Below are 14,690 nucleotides of genomic sequence, written 5' to 3' on the forward strand. Positions count from 1 at the left end.
CAATGCGCCCTTACAGGAAGCGACGCCTTGAGCTGTCGCAAACGAGGTGGGTGTGGCCGATGAGACACGCAAGGGGGACGCCGCCCACGATTGATGCGGCCCCGCGTCCCGGCCTAGCCTGAGCGCAATCAGAGGTTGGAAAGCGTGATGCCCTTCCCCGTTGATCCTGCCGTCATCCTGCCGTTTCTGGCGGCGGTCGCGCTGATGGAGCTGACGCCAGGCCCGAACATGGGCTGGCTGGCGCTGGTCTCCCTGTCGCAGGGGCGGGCGGCGGGGCTGGCGGCCGTGGCCGGGATCACCCTGGGGCTGACGCTGTGGATGGTCGCCGCCGCCTTCGGCCTGACCGAGGCGGTGCTGCTGTGGCCCGCCCTCTATCAGGCCATCCGCTGGGCCGGGGTCGGCTTTCTGCTGTGGTTGGCCTGGGACGCGTGGCGCAGCGCCGGCGGCGGCGCCAGCGACGCCCCGGTGCAGATGCGGCGACGCGCCCTGTTCCGGCGCGGCCTGATCGGCAATCTGCTGAACCCCAAGGCGGCCCTGCTCTATGTGGTCCTGCTGCCCGGCTTCATTCGCCCCGCCCAGGGCTCGACCCTGGCGCAGGCCCTGACGCTGGGCGCGCTGCACATCCTGGTCAGCGTCGTCGTCCACGCCACCATCGTGCTGACCGCCGCCCGCGCAGGCGGGGCGCTGCTGACCCGCGCCCAGGGACCGGCGCTGCGCGCCGCCATGGCCCTGGGGCTGATCGCCATCGCCGCCTGGACCGCCTGGGAGACGCGGACCTGAACAAGCCGGAACGAGCTGAAATCCGTATGGAACCATAAGCGTCGCCGTGCGCTTGCGGCCCATGCTGACGACCAAGATGAACCCCCGTGTCTTCTGGGGGGCCAGCGCGATCGCAGGCGGACTGCTGCTGCTCGCCCTGCTGGCGCCCGCCACGTCCGGCCTGCTGTTCGGACGCGCCCAGGCCTGGGTGATCGAGACCTTCGGCTGGTTCTACGTCGCCTCCGTGGCCGGGTTCCTGCTGTTCGCGACCGTGCTGGCCGTGGGTCCGACCGGGCGGCTGAAGCTGGGGCCGGACGACGCCGAGCCGGACTTCCCCTATGTCTCATGGCTGGCCATGCTGTTCGCGGCGGGCATGGGCATCGGCCTGATGTATTTCGCCGTGGCCGAGCCGGTGCAGCACTACATCGCCCCGCCCGAGGCCCAGCCCGGCACCATCGACGCCGCGCGCGAGGCCATGGTCATCACCTATACCCACTGGGGCGTCCACGCCTGGGCCATCTACGCCGTTGTCGGGCTGAGCCTGGGCTATTTCGCGCACCGGAAGGGCCTGCCCCTGACCATGCGGTCCAGCCTCTATCCCCTGCTGGGCAAGCGGGTGAACGGCCCGATCGGCGACATGGTCGACATCTTCGCCATCTGCGGCACCCTGTTCGGCATCGCCACCTCCCTGGGGCTGGGCGTGGCCCAGATGAACTCGGGCCTCAACTACGTCTTCGGCCTGCCCAGCAGCGTCACCATGCAGGTGGCCCTGATCGTCGTGGTCATGGGCGTGGCGACCCTGTCCGTCCTGTCGGGCGTGGACAAGGGGGTTCGGCGTCTGTCGGAGCTGAACCTGGTGCTGGCCGTCTGCCTGATGCTGTTCGTGCTGATCACGGGGCCGACGCTGTTCCTGCTGCGGGCCTATGTGCAGAATTTCGGCCTCTATCTGGATCATTTCTTCGTCCGCACCTTCACCCTCTACGCCTATGAGCCGCGCGCCTGGATGGCGGACTGGACGTTGTTCTACTGGGCCTGGTGGATCGCCTGGTCGCCGTTCGTGGGCATGTTCATCGCCCGCATCTCGCGCGGGCGCACGGTGCGGGAGTTCCTGATCGGCGTGCTGCTGGTCCCGTCGGGCTTCACCTTTTTGTGGATGACGGTCTTCGGCAATACGGCCATGAGCCTGGATCTGGGCGCGGCCGCCGGCGCGATCTCGGACGCCGTTCAGGCGGACCTGTCGACCGCCCTGTTCCGTTTTCTGGAGTATCTGCCGGGGACGGCGATCACCTCGACCCTGGCCATCGCCCTGGTGGCGGTCTTCTTCGTCACCTCGGCGGATTCAGGATCGCTGGTGATCGACACACTGGCCTCGGGCGGCGTCGAAGACACGCCGCGCTGGCAGCGCATCTACTGGTGCGTGTTGCAGGGGCTGGCGGCGGCCCTGCTGCTGCTGGCGGGCGGGCTGGGCGCCCTGCAGGCGGCGACCCTGGTGGCGGCCCTGCCCTTCGCCGTCATCATGATCCTGGCCTGTTTCGGCCTGGCGCGGCAGATGGGCGCCGACCTGAGGGGCGAGGCCGTCGAGACCGAGGCGGCGCCCTTGCGCGAACAGCTCAAGCGCATCCTGGCCCCCGCCAGCCGCCGCGACATCGACCGCCAGATCGCCCGCCACGGCGCCCCGGCGCTGGAAGAGGTGCGCGCGGCGGTGGCCGCCGAGGGTCTGGAGAACAGCGAGGTCCAGGGCGACGACAACGGCGTCTGGCTGAGGGTCGAGCACGCCAACGGGCGGGACTTCCTGTATCGGCTGGGCGCCCGGTCGCGGCCTCGCCCGGCCCTGACCGCGCTGGAGGCGCCCGAAAGCCGCCGCGCCCTGGAATGGCGGCTCAGCGCCGTGACCGGGGACGGCACGCGCCCGCGCGACGTGACCGGCTTCACCCGCGCCCAGATCGTGGCGGACGTGCTGGAGCACCTGCAAAGGTGGCGGCTGGCGGCGTAGACCGGTCCCCGCACACCGTCACCCTCGGGCTTGTCCCGAGGGCCCATGGTAGGAGCGAATGCAGCTGAGCGCTGTTTTAATGCCTCGCTTATCAATCCTTGTCGTTGGACCTGGCACTGCGATGGGCCCTCGGGACAAGCCCGAGGGTGACGAGTGTCATGCGTAACGCACATACGCCCCTTGGCCCGGCGAAGCGGCGGCGGTAGCGTCGCCGTTCAGTCTTCGGGAGCGTCCTTGATGTCCATCCGCCTGTCGCGCCGCGCGGCGTTGATTTCCTCCGCCGTCGCCGCCACGGGCGCGGCCTTGCCCGCGACCGGCTGGGCCCAGACCAGCGCCGACACGCGCTCCGACGAGGAGATCGCCGCCGCCGCCGACGCCTGGGTGCAGCGCTGCATGGCCGCCTGGCCGGAGCAGCCCGCCGTGTCGCTGGCCCTGGTCCGCGACGGCAAGACGGTGCTGGCCAAGGGCTACGGCGTGCGCCGCCAGGGCAAGGCCGAACCGGCCGACGAACACACCCTGTTCGCCATCGCGTCGAACTCCAAGAACGTCACCGCCGCCTGCCTGGCCATCCTGGTCGACGAAGGCAAGGTGAAGTGGGACGAGCCGATCCGCACCTATCTGCCGGGCTTCACCCTGTCGGACCCGTTGGTGAGCCAGCAGATCACCGTGCGCGATACGCTGAGCCACCGCGCCGGTTTCGGCCTGGGCGCCGGCGACCTGCTGTTCTGGCCCAACAGCGACCGGACGCGCGCGCAGGTGCTGGCCCAGGCCGCCTTCGTGCCGATCGAGGACGGCTTCCGCGAGGACTACGACTACTGCAACCTGATGTTCGTGGTCGCGGGCGCGGTGATCGAAAAGGCATCCGGCCTGTCGTGGGAGGACTTCGTCCAGACCCGCATCTTCGACAAGGTCGGCATGAGCGAGAGCGTGCCCCTGGCCCGCCTGGCCGATCCGGCGAAGTCCGCCCTGCCGCACGGCCGCGTCGGGCCGCCCCTGCGCTATCAGGGGCCGATGACCCAGATCGCCGAATCCATCGTCGAGGTGTGGAACTGGGATTCGGCGGCGGCAGCCGGGGGCATCTGCGCCAGCGCGACCGACTGGGCCAAATGGATCGCCGTGCGCCTGAACGAAGGCAGGCTGGCCGACGGGACGCGCCTGTTCTCCGAAGCCGCCGCGCGCGAGATGTACAAGCCCAACATCGTGGTCTCCTCGTCCAACGGACCGACGGCGGAGCTGCCCAACCGGGCCGTGGCCTCGACCTACGCCATGGGGCTGCAGGTGCAGGACTATCGCGGCGAGCGGCTGGCGACCCACGGCGGCGGCTCGCCCGGCGGCATTTCAGCCACGGTGCTGATCCCCGGCCGCAAGATCGGCTTTTCCGTCTTCACCAACGCCGAGGAGAGCTTCCTACTGCGCGCCCTGCGCTCGGGCCTGTCCGACATCGCCATGAACAAGGTCGACGTCGACTGGATCGCGGATTCGAAAAAGCGCGAGGCCGAGGGGATCGAGAAGTCGCTGAAGGCCGCCGTCGAGATCGACGCCAAACAGGCGGCGGGCGCGGCCCCGTCCCTGCCGCTGGAGGCCTACGCCGGAACCTGGCGCGATCCCTGGTACGGCGACATCGTCATCGAGCCGAAGACCGAGGGGCGCGGCCGTAACCGCAAGTCCGGCCTGTGGCTGCGCTTCACCCACACCCCGGCGCTGCAGGGCTGGCTGGAGCCCTACGACGGCGAGACCTTTCGCACCCGCTTCCCCGACAAGCGCGAGGAAGACGCCTTCGTCACCTTCAGCATCGCCACGGCCAAGCCTGCGACGGCCACGGTCAAGGGCGTCTCGCCCGACATCGACTTCAGCTACGACTATCAGGACCTGCGGCTGACGCGGGTCTGAGGCGGCGGCTCAGGCGCGCGGAATGGCGACCACGACGCGGCGGTTCCTGGCGCGGCCCTCGGGGTCGTCCTGGCCGTCGGTCGTCGCATTGGGCGCTGCGGGTTCGGCCTCGCCGCGCCCCTCGGCGTGCAGGCGATCCGCCGGGACGCCGCCCGACGCCGCGAGCCACTGCGCCACCGCCTCGGCCCGTCGCGTGGAAAGCGCGAGATTATAGGCGTCCTCGCCGACCGAATCGGTATGGCCGACCACGGTGATGCGGCCCGATCCCGCCTGAGCAGCCAGTTCGGCCGTGCGACGCAGCGCCGCTTCCGCCTCCGCCGTCAGCCGGGCGGAATCGAAGGCGAACAGCACGTCCGACGCCAGTTCGACAATGGTCTGCGCCTCGGTCTGGCGCATGGCGAAGCCGCTGATCCGGCCGGTGAGGCCGCTGACCTGACCGGTCAGGCGAGCGCCGCCGCCCAGGGCGCCGTTCTGGGCGCCGGTCCCCGCCGTCGGCGGCGTGACGGGGTTCGTCTCGACCTGCGGCGAGGGCGTCGGCGCAGCGGCGGGCGACGGGCCAGACTCGTCGGACCGCTCGCCGGAACAGGCGGCCAGAGCCGCGACCAGCCCCGCCGCCGCGGCGGCGACGCGCACTCGCCTCACCGCTGCACCGGCACGCCGTCAAACGGACTGACATCGGGCATGTTCAGGGAGATGGTGGCGCTGTCGGCGGGCGGCGCAGGGAATTTGAACCAGATGATCGCCGGCTTGTCCCGCCCGGTGCTGACGCCGATCCGCCCGCCTGAGAGCGGCGCGGCCATCCACTTCTTCTCCTCGTCCTGCAACACGCCGTAGCGCTGCGAGGTGGCGTCGTCGATGACGCTGACGTCGCTGATGTTGAAGAACCACTGGGAGACCGCTTCGCCAGGCGGCGGCGTGTAGCGCAGCTCCACCGTCAGGATGGAGCCCGTGACCTGGACCCGCGTCAGGTCCACGGTCGACCCTCGAGGGCCTGGCGAGGAGCGGAGCGCCGCCGCCGGAGGAGGAGGAACCGGAGACGCCGCGACCGTCGGGGACGGCGCCGTTTCAGGCGCGGCGGCTGCGGGCGGCGGCGCCGCGTCCTCGGCCTTCTCGGCCTGGCCCTGACCACACGCCGCCAGAGCCGGCATCATGAGTCCGAGAAGAACGGGCAGGCCCCGTACTGACGGCCGCAACTTCATGAAACATCCCTTCCTTCAATCGTTCGCGATCGACAGAAGGCCTGAGCGGCGCACCCGGTTCCGTCGCCTTCGACCTAACGGGTCGCCGGGCGCCGCCCCGCCTCGAGGATCGGCATCCCGGCCTCGGTGGGGATGTAGATGGTCTGGCGGCCTTCCTTGCCGGCCGTCTCCTGCAGCATGTTGATGTAGGACCAGCGCAGATAGGCCTCGGGGCCGCCCAGGGCCTCGGCCATGATGCGGTTGGCCTCATTGGCGCCCTTGGCGCGCTCGATCTCGGCCTGGGCGGTCAGCTTGGCGGCGTCCAGGGCGGCCTGGGCCTCCAGCACGCGGATGCGGCGGTTCTGCACCGCCTCCTCATAGGCGGCGCGCCCGGCCATCTGCTTGGTATAGACGTTGTAGGTCGGGAAGCCGATCAGCACGACCGCCAGGACGACGGCGATGGCGATGATGGATCCGAGCGTGAGGCCGACGCCGCGCATGCGCGTGCTCCCGAATTAAGGCGAGGAAAGCGCACAGGGTGACGGGCGCGGCCCCGCCCGGTCAAGCCGCGATCAGCGCGTCAGCTCCAGAATGTCGAGCTTGGATTCCTGCTTGGGGAAGGGAATGACCAGGCGCCAGCGCTGGGGTCCGATGCGCTCGAACACGCCCAGCTGGTCGCGCTCGGCCCGGGCGCCGTAGGCCGGGAAGCCGGTCTCGTCGCCCCAGGCCTGGGCGCCGACGTAGACCAGGCGCCGGTCGGTGTCGGGATAGAGCAGGCCGCGCGTGCGCTGGCTGCCCGTGGTCTTCTCCAGGATCAGGTCGCCGCCCGGCGTCAGTTCGACGCGGCAGCGGAAGGCGGGATAGGCGACGTAGGCCAGCCCCCCTGACCCGCCCTGGCCGGAATCGCGCGCGCCCAGCTTGATGGTCCGGCACCGGTAGTCGCCCGGCGGGGGTTGAAGACGGCCGGCCTGACCGGCGTTGGGGTCGACCAGGACGCCGAGGGATTCCACCTCATCGGCGAAGCCCCGTTCCTCGGCCTCGGCCCGAGCCAGGCGCCAGGCCTGATCGAGACGGCCCAGCAGGCTGGCGTCGGCGGGCGTGGCCACCGCGCGCCAGTCGTCGCCCCCGCCCTGCTCGCCCGGAGACGGGGTCGCGGCCGGCGCCTCGGGCGCGGGCGCGGGAGCCTCAGGGGCCGGCTCGACGGGGGCCGGCGCGGGCGAGGCCGGCCGATCGGGCGCGGCGGCGCGGTCGCAGCCGGTCAGGGCGGCGGCGCTGAGAATGACGACGGCGCAGGCGGGTCCGAGGCGCATGGGAGTCTCCAACATCATCCCCTCCTAACGGCCGGGAACCGCGACGGTTCAGCGCGCCCGTTCAGCGCGAGGGAGTCGCGGGGACCAGCTCCAGCAGATCGAGGTTGGATTCCGTCGCCGGCCAGGGCGTGACCAGGCGCCAGCGGGCCTCGCCGACGCGCTCCAGCACTCCGACCATGTCGCGTTCCGGGCGTTGGCCATAGCTGCGCGCGGTCGGTTCGGACGCCAGGGCCATGGAGCCCAGGAAGACCATCTCGCGGTCGTTCTCGGGGAAGAGCAGGCCCGCCGGACGCTGGGAGCCCGTGCGCTTGACCAGCTTCAGCCCGGCCGGGGTCTGTTCGATGCGGCAGGCGAACCAGCCGTAGACCACATAGCCCAGGCCGCCCTCGTCGCCCTGGGACCCCAGCTTGACGGTGCGGCAGCGGTAGGCGCCGGGCGGCGGGGCGACGCCGGGACGGCCGGCGTCAGGATCGATCAAGGCGCCCAGGGCCGTCAGGTCGCCCGAGCCGGGCTGACGCCGGGCCTGCTCCAGCGCCAGGGTCCAGGCGGCGGCGCGGCGCTGGTAACGATCGCGGTCGGCCGGGGTGATGACGCCGCGCCAGTCGTCCAGCACGACGCCGACCGGCGCCTCGGGCGCCGGCGGAACGGGCGGCGGCGCCGGGGGCGGCGGCGGAGGCGGCGGCGTCGTGGCGCAGGCCGCCAGGGCCGCCGCAGCCAGGGCCGGGCCGACCCAGGCCTTGAACAGGGGCGTCAGAGGTCGGTTCGGCATAGGCGGCATCTCGGTCTTCTCACGCGACGAGGATCGAAAGCCCCGTTTCTCTTAGGAAGCCGCCATGAGGCGCGGCGTCAACCCCGCCCGTCGTCGCGACCGCGTGAGGTCGTCAGGCGCGCATCGCCGTTTCGGGCGGGGAAGAGGGCGTCAGAAGACGCGCCAGGGCCCCCGCCAGTTCGGATAGGGCGACCGGCTTGGTCAGGTATTCGGCGAAGCCCGCCGCCTGGGCGCGGCCCACCCAGTCCGGGTCGACCGCCGCCGACAAGGCCAGGACGGGCAGGTCGCGGGTCAGGGGCTCCTCGGCCAGGGCGGTCTTGACGGACAACCCCTCGGCGCCGTGCAGATCGAGGTCGAGAACCACGGCGTCGGGCTGCAGATCGCGCGCCAGATCCGTCCCCTCCTGCGCGGTGGCGGCGACGTGAAGCTGGATCGGACCCAGGGCGTGCAGCAGCCGACGCATCAGGGCGACGGCGGCCGGGTCCTCGGCGATGTAGAGCAGGACGGCGTTCGGCAGGCGCGGCAGGGGCGGGGCGGCCTGAAGCTGGGGATGAGGGGCGGCCTGCGGCTCGGAGGGCGGCGCAGCGGGCAGACGCAGGGTGAAGGCGGCCCCCTCGCCCTCGCGGCTCTCGACCGCCAGATCGCCGTTCATGGCGGCCGCCAGACGACGCGCGGCGGCCAGGCCGACCCCCGCGCCGTCGGTCGAGGCGGCGGGCCGCCGGCGCGGGACGAAGGGGTCGAACAGAGACTTGATCCGGGCGGGCGACAGGCCCGGCCCCGTGTCGCGCACGGTGATCCAGACCTCGTGGTCGACGTGGCGTCCCTCGATCAGGACCGCCCCGCCCGGCCGGTTGTGCTGGACGGCGTTGCCGATCAGACCGGTCATCACCTGGTCGAGGGCGCGCGCCTCGGCCTGGACGGTCAGACCGGCCTGGAACGGCGGCGGGCGCAGGTCGACCCCCGCCGCCCGAGCCTGGTCGGCCAGGGCCTGGCAGATGCGGCGCGCGACCAGCAAAGGGTCCAGACGCTCGGAGGCCGCCGCACCCGCAGAGGCGGCGCCGGCGAAGACGGTCAGGCCCTCGACCAGGGTCCGCAACCGGACCGCCGCCTCGCGAATCTGATCGACGGCCTGGGCCTGGCGATGGCTGAGGGGGTCGTTGACGGCGTTGATCCGCAGCAGGTCGGAGAAACCGAGAACGGCGTCCAGGGGGCCGCGCATCTCGCGACTGGCGGCGCTCAGCAGGGCGGCGTGGGTGCGTCGGCCGGCGGACTCGACCGCCTGAGCCCGCAGCAGGCGCGCCTCGACGTCGCACACCGCGCCCTCCAGATCGACGATGCGGCGTCGGGCGACGGCGGCCTGACGGTCATGCAGCCTCTGCGCCGCGCCTATGCGCCCGTGGGCGCCGATCGACAGCCTGACGCCGGCGATCCCCGTCGCCAGACCGAGGGCGACCGCCAGTAGAACGAATTCCATCACACGTCCTCCCGATGGCTCGAGAGTGACGCGCAACTGGTTGCATTAATATGAACGCACCCGTCTAGGTTGCGATCACGCCCTATTCGTCGTCGGCGACCGCCTCGGCCTTGCGGCGCGGACGGCGGGTGCGCGGGGCGGGCGTTTCGTCGCTCGGCGCGGCGTCTTCGATCGCCGTGGGGCGAGTCAGGAAGCCCGGCAGGGCCGCAGCGGGCTCATCCGCAGCGGCCGGAGCAGCGGCGGCGGCGCGCGGACGACGCGTGCGCGGAGCCTTGGCGACGGGTTCATCGCCGGCGTCGGGCGCGACATCGGCCGAGGGCGCGTCGGCTGCGTGATCGGCGACGGCAGGCGCGGCGGCTTCGGGAGCGGACTCGCCGAACGGACGGCCCTCGTCCTGGACCGTCGCGGCGTCGTCGCTGGAGGCGTCGTCGGACTCGCCGTTCTCGAAGCGGCGATTGCGCTCCTCGCGGCGGCGCTCCCAGCGCTCGCGGCGGGATTCGCGACGGCCGCCCTCGCGGTTGTCGCCGTCGCCGTTTTCACGCGGTTCGCGCGGTTCGCGTGCTTCTCTGGGCTCGCGCGGTTCGCGATCGCGGTTGGCCTCGCGCTCGGCGCGTTCGGCCTGACGGCGAGCCTCTTCCTCGACCCGGCGCTCCTCGGCCTGTTGGGCGGCGATGATGGCCGCCGCCTGGGCGCCCGACTCGTCCTCGAAGTCGATGTCGAAGCCCTGGCCCGCCTGTTCGCGCTGGGCGATCTCGCTGACCGAGCGCTGCGGCTGAAGGGCGCGCAGGACGCGGAAATAGTGTTCGGCGTGCTGGGTGTAGTTCTCGGCCAGAACGCGGTCGCCGGCGGCCGCGGCGTCGCGCGCCAGCTGCATGTAGCGTTCATAGACGGTCTGGGCGTTGCCCCGGACCTTGATGTTCTCGGGACCTTGCGAGTCCCAGGAACGGTTCGGATTGGTCGCGTTGGCGTTATTGCCGCCGCCGGGCTTACGGTTGCGTCCGCGTTGACGCTTCATGCCCTTGAAATCTCTCATCGGAGCTTACCGTGCTGGTGCGGGCCGCCGTCGAAGAAGACGGGCGGGACCCTGTTCGTCGTTCCGTTCGTTCGGGGCCTATCCCCGGTGCGATCTGTTCGGAAAACCGTGCGTTCCCCGTGGTCCGCCACGTCCGTCTTAGGGGCGCGACCGTCACTGAACTCCGACGCGCTTGTTCAGGCGAACCGGCCCGAAAAGGATGCGTTTGAGTGGGGAACACCACGGACTTAGCGCGCAGCGAGACGCTTTCCAAGGGTTTTTATCGCCGCAGACTTATTGAACGGGACCTTCGACCTCGGGGATGGGTCCGACGCGCGGGTCCGGGCCGTTGGTGACGACGCGGTCGCGGTTCGACAGATCCTGAACCACCTTGACGTCGGTGAAGCCCGCCGCCTCGAACAGAGCCTTGACCGCCTGGCCCTGATCCCAGCCGATCTCGACGGCGAAGACGCCTTCGGGACGCAGGATGCGGGCGATCTCGGGCGCCAGGTCGCGATAGGGCTGCAGGCCGTCCGGGCCGCCGTCCAGCGCCAGGTGCGGGTCGTGCTCGCGCACCTCGGGGTCCAGGCCGGCGATGTCGCCGGTCGGGATGTAGGGCGGATTGGACACCACCAGGTCGAAGCTGGCGTCGGCGAAGCCCGCCGCCCAGTCGGTGCGCAGGAAGGTGCAGCGGTTGTTCAGGTCCAGGTTGGCCGCGTTCTCGCGCGCCACGGCGATGGCCTCGGTCGAGATGTCGGTGCCGACGCCGCGCGCGCCGCGCCGCTCGGCCAGGGCGGCCAGCAGGATGGCGCCCGAGCCCGTGCCCAGGTCGGCCATCTCGAAGGTCGAGTTCGGCGGGAAGGCGCGGACGATGACGTCCACCACCGTCTCGGTGTCCGGGCGCGGGCTGAGCACGTCGGGGGTGACGTTCAGCATGATCTTCCAGAAGCCCTTGCGTCCCAGGATGCGCGACACCGGCTCGCGGCGCAGGCGGCGGTCCACCATGGCGTCCAGCGCCAGGGTTTGCTCGGGACTGAGCGCGCGGTAGGGGTCGTTCAGGATATCGACGCGGCCCGCCCCCGTCGCCGCCTCAAGCATCAGGCGCGCGTCGATGGAGGGGCTGTCGATGCCGGCGGCCTTCAGGCGCGCCTGGGCGCCTTTCCAGGCGGTCAGCAGGGTCGGTTGGGTGTTCTGATCGGACATTCCCGGTGATTGGGGTCTGTAACGCATGATTTCAAGACGGAACGGCCCGACAGCGTGGCCGTTGAAGGGCGAATGGGGATGAAGCCACAGTCCAGTCATCGCGCCTCGCGCGCCGGGAAACGTCGTGCTGCGCGGGGATCACACGGCGCGGCGGGCGGACTGCTGCGCTATCTGGCCGCCGCCGCGGGCGGGCTGGCGACGGGCGCGACGGCGGCGCACCTGCTCTACACCCAGGGCCACCGCTTCGGCCTGGAGCTGCGGCCCGAGCGGCCCGAGCCCCTGCCCCCGCGCGATCCCACGCCCGAGGACTATGACGCCGACGAGCCCGGCCGGGGCCGACTAGCGCGCCGCCCGCTGGAGATTCCGCACAAGGGCTGGGTCGACATCCTGTGGCGCACGGTCATGGGCTATTTCGGCGACCGCGTCGGCTTCGTCGCCGGGGGCGTGACCTTCTTCATGCTGCTGGCCCTGTTCCCGACGCTGGGCGCCTTCGTCACCATCTACGGCCTGTTCGCCGATCCGGCCGACGCCTGGGGGCAGCTGAGCTTCCTCTATGAGGTGCTGCCCGCCAATGTGGCCCAGTTCCTGGGGACGGAGATGACGCGGCTGGCGGGCAATTCGACCGGCCAGCTGACCTTCACCCTGGTCTGGACCCTGCTGCTGACGCTGTGGGCGGCCAACGGGGGGGTCAAGACCCTCTTCTACGGACTGAATCTCGCCTATCACGAGGTCGAGCGGCGCAACATCGTCGTCTACAACCTGATGTGCATGGGCTTCACCGTCTCGGCCATGGCGGCGGTGCTGCTGAGCTCGGCCCTGGTGGTGGGCGTGCCGGTGGTTCTGGCGGTGTTCGGCCTGCAGGACGAGTGGGCCTATCTGGCGCCGCTGCGCTGGCCCCTGCTGTTCTTCGGCTATGTCGGGGCGCTGGCCCTGATCTATCGGCTGGGGCCGAGCCGATCGCGGGCGCGCTGGCGCTGGCTGACGCCGGGAGCCCTGTTCGCGGCCAGCCTGAGCCTGCTGGTGTCCTTCCTGTTCAGCTGGTTCCTGACCACCTTCGTGCGCACCGATTCCTACGGCCCGCTGGCGGCGGCCATGGGCTTCCTGCTGTGGACGTGGTTCTCGGTGCAGGTGATCCTGATGGGCGCGCGGCTGAACGCCGAGATCGAGCACCAGACCGCGCTGGACACCACCACGGGCGCGCCCCTGCCGATCGGCGAGCGCGGGGCGGTGATGGCCGATTCGGTCGGCCCCCGGCGCGGCAATCCCGCCGCCCTGGCCTTCACCCTGAAATACGCCGAGGCGCTGGGCGACCGGGTGATGCGGCGGCGCATGAAGAAGCGGCGCTAGACGCTCGCTAGGCGGGGCGGCGCGCCCGCAGGGCCTGGATGATGGTGCCGTCGTCCAGCCAATCCAACTCGCCGCCGACGGGGACGCCGCGCGCGAGGGAGGTGACCTGCACCCCCGCCGCCGACAGGCGCTCGGCCAGGTAGTGGGCCGTGGTCTGGCCGTCGACGGTGGCGGGCAGGGCCAGGACCACCTCCTTCGCCTCTCCGCCTTTCGCCCGGCCGATCAGTTCGGCGATGCGAAGTTGTTCAGGGCCGACGCCGTCCAGCGCCGACAACAGGCCGCCCAGGACGTGATACTTGCCGCGAAAGGCGCCCGAGCGCTCCATGGCCCACAGGGCGCCGGCCTCCTCGACCACGCAGATCAGGGCGTTGTCGCGGGTCTGGTCCGCACAGACCGAGCAGGGGTCGCGCGTATCGGGCGAACCGCAGACCGAGCAGTTGACCACCTTGTCCGCCGTCTCGGCCAAGGAGGCCGCCAGCGGGACCAGCAGTTGCTCGCGCCGCTTCAGCAGGGCGAGCGCCGCGCGCCGGGCCGAGCGCGGGCCCATGCCCGGCAGCTTGGCCAGCAGGCTGATGAGCCGTTCGATTTCCGGCCCGGCGGAGGCGGCCATCAGAAGAGTTTCGGCATTCCGGGGATGTTCATCCCGGCCATCGGTCCGGCGGCGTCGCGCATCAGGGCGTTGTTGACCTCGTCCAGCTTGCGCTTGGCGTCGGCGTGGGCGGCGACGATCAGGTCGGCCAGGATCTCGCCCTCACCGGGGGCCATCAGGCTGTCGTCGATCTTCACCGAGGTGATCTCGCCGGGGCCTTTCAGAGAGATGGTCACAAGGCCGCCGCCCGAGGTGCCCTCGGCGGTGGATTCGGCCATTTTCGCCTGGGCGTCCTGCAGCTTCTGCTGCATCGCCTGGGCCTGTTGCATCAGGGCGTTGAGGTCTTTCATGAGCCCTAGATAGGGCCAAGCGCCGCGCGGCTCCAGACCCTGGCGAAGAAAGCCTGTCGCGCTCGCCTCCCTGCACATTCGTCACAAAATCGGTTGCTGATCCCTTGACGGCGACGACTCGCAAAACTAATTAGCCACCATTGAAGTTACCAATCAGTTTTCTGGAGAAGCCCTGATGGCCTTTGACGCCCTTTCCGCCCGCGACCTTCCGGTTTCCGACGCCGTTCTGGCCCAGTTGTTCACCGAGGCGCGCACGCGCAACGGCTGGAGCGACCGGCCCGTGTCCGAAGACCTGATCCGCAAGCTCTACGACCTGACCAAGTTCGGCCCGACGGCGGTCAACATGACCCCGGCCCGCTTCGTCTTCATCACCTCGCCCGAGGCCAAGGCCCGGCTGTCGACGCACATGGCCGAAGGCAACCGCGCCAAGACCCTGGCTGCGCCGGTCAATCTGATCATCGCCCAGGACGTCGATTTCCACGAAACCCTGCCCAAGCTGTTCCCGCACGCGCCGGGCGCCCGCGACTGGTTCCCGGAAGAGGCGGGCCGCCGCGAGGCCGCCTTCCGCAACGCCTCGCTGCAGGGCGGCTATCTGACCATCGCCGCGCGCGCCCTGGGTCTGGACGTGGGGCCGATGTCGGGCTTTGACGCCGCGGGGGTGAAGGCCGAGTTCTTCCCCGACAGCAATGTCGAGCCGAACTTCATCATGAACCTGGGCTACGGCACGGACGAGAACCTGTTCCCCCGCTCGCCCCGCCTCGACTTCGAGGAAGCGGCCCAGATCCTGTAAGATCTGCCGCTATAAGGCCGGCGCCC

The 14,690-nt window shown here is 70.9% G+C and carries 15 protein-coding genes; 5 read left to right on the plus strand and 10 right to left on the minus strand.

Features of this window, described 5'->3' with window-relative positions; translation table 11 throughout:
• Window positions 1-147 precede the first annotated feature (147 nt).
• The 3 genes from V8J38_RS15775 (at window position 148) to V8J38_RS15785 (ending at window position 4,642) form a co-directional block, all read left to right on the plus strand.
• The gene (locus V8J38_RS15775) at window positions 148-780 is read left to right on the plus strand and encodes a LysE family translocator (RefSeq protein WP_291782814.1); all 633 of its coding nucleotides are present in this window, start codon (window positions 148-150) and stop codon (window positions 778-780) included.
• 46 nt (window positions 781-826) lie between these two features.
• Entirely contained in the window at window positions 827-2,752 is a 1,926-nt protein-coding gene (locus V8J38_RS15780; RefSeq protein ID WP_338577078.1) for a BCCT family transporter, read from the plus strand.
• Window positions 2,753-2,989: 237 nt separating this feature from the next.
• Window positions 2,990-4,642, plus strand: coding sequence for a serine hydrolase (locus V8J38_RS15785; protein WP_338577080.1), 1,653 nt, complete (start codon window positions 2,990-2,992; stop codon window positions 4,640-4,642).
• A 9-nt stretch (window positions 4,643-4,651) separates the two neighbouring features.
• Here V8J38_RS15785 and V8J38_RS15790 read toward each other — a convergent pair whose 3' ends face one another.
• From V8J38_RS15790 to prmC, 8 genes are all read right to left on the minus strand, one after another.
• Entirely contained in the window at window positions 4,652-5,275 is a 624-nt protein-coding gene (locus V8J38_RS15790) for an OmpA family protein (RefSeq protein ID WP_338577082.1), read from the minus strand.
• Between the two features lie 5 nt (window positions 5,276-5,280).
• Window positions 5,281-5,793, minus strand: a complete 513-nt coding sequence (locus tag V8J38_RS15795) for a hypothetical protein (protein WP_291782801.1) — start codon at window positions 5,791-5,793, stop codon at window positions 5,281-5,283.
• 122 nt (window positions 5,794-5,915) lie between these two features.
• Window positions 5,916-6,320: a hypothetical protein gene (locus V8J38_RS15800; RefSeq protein WP_291782798.1), complete on the minus strand. Its 405-nt coding sequence runs from the start codon at window positions 6,318-6,320 to the stop codon at window positions 5,916-5,918.
• Between the two features lie 72 nt (window positions 6,321-6,392).
• On the minus strand, window positions 6,393-7,130 hold the full coding sequence (locus V8J38_RS15805) for a DUF4893 domain-containing protein (protein WP_338577085.1): 738 nt from the start codon (window positions 7,128-7,130) through the stop codon (window positions 6,393-6,395).
• A 61-nt stretch (window positions 7,131-7,191) separates the two neighbouring features.
• A complete protein-coding gene (locus V8J38_RS15810; RefSeq protein ID WP_338577087.1) occupies window positions 7,192-7,899 on the minus strand; it encodes a DUF4893 domain-containing protein in 708 nt (235 codons plus the stop codon).
• A gap of 112 nt (window positions 7,900-8,011) precedes the next feature.
• Complete coding sequence (locus tag V8J38_RS15815; protein ID WP_338577088.1) at window positions 8,012-9,373, minus strand: hybrid sensor histidine kinase/response regulator; 1,362 nt, start codon at window positions 9,371-9,373, stop codon at window positions 8,012-8,014.
• 82 nt (window positions 9,374-9,455) lie between these two features.
• A complete protein-coding gene (locus V8J38_RS15820; RefSeq protein ID WP_338577089.1) occupies window positions 9,456-10,388 on the minus strand; it encodes a DUF4167 domain-containing protein in 933 nt (310 codons plus the stop codon).
• Window positions 10,389-10,679: 291 nt separating this feature from the next.
• Window positions 10,680-11,588: a peptide chain release factor N(5)-glutamine methyltransferase gene (prmC, locus tag V8J38_RS15825; protein WP_338577091.1), complete on the minus strand. Its 909-nt coding sequence runs from the start codon at window positions 11,586-11,588 to the stop codon at window positions 10,680-10,682.
• Between the two features lie 72 nt (window positions 11,589-11,660).
• Here prmC and V8J38_RS15830 point away from each other — a divergent pair, with 72 nt between their 5' ends.
• Window positions 11,661-12,935, plus strand: coding sequence for a YihY/virulence factor BrkB family protein (locus tag V8J38_RS15830; protein ID WP_338577093.1), 1,275 nt, complete (start codon window positions 11,661-11,663; stop codon window positions 12,933-12,935).
• A gap of 7 nt (window positions 12,936-12,942) precedes the next feature.
• Here the strand turns inward: V8J38_RS15830 and recR are convergent, their stop codons facing one another.
• Window positions 12,943-13,545 (minus strand): recombination mediator RecR, encoded by a 603-nt coding sequence (gene recR, locus V8J38_RS15835; RefSeq protein ID WP_338577095.1) that lies wholly within the window; start codon window positions 13,543-13,545, stop codon window positions 12,943-12,945.
• Entirely contained in the window at window positions 13,545-13,874 is a 330-nt protein-coding gene (locus V8J38_RS15840) for a YbaB/EbfC family nucleoid-associated protein (RefSeq protein ID WP_312220791.1), read from the minus strand. Before V8J38_RS15840 ends, recR begins: the two co-directional genes overlap by 1 nt.
• Before the next feature lie 175 nt (window positions 13,875-14,049).
• Here V8J38_RS15840 and V8J38_RS15845 point away from each other — a divergent pair, with 175 nt between their 5' ends.
• Window positions 14,050-14,664, plus strand: coding sequence for a malonic semialdehyde reductase (locus tag V8J38_RS15845; protein ID WP_291782771.1), 615 nt, complete (start codon window positions 14,050-14,052; stop codon window positions 14,662-14,664).
• Window positions 14,665-14,690: the final 26 nt, after the last annotated feature.

Source organism: Brevundimonas olei (genome assembly GCF_037055245.1).
GTDB classification, from domain to species: domain Bacteria; phylum Pseudomonadota; class Alphaproteobacteria; order Caulobacterales; family Caulobacteraceae; genus Brevundimonas; species Brevundimonas olei.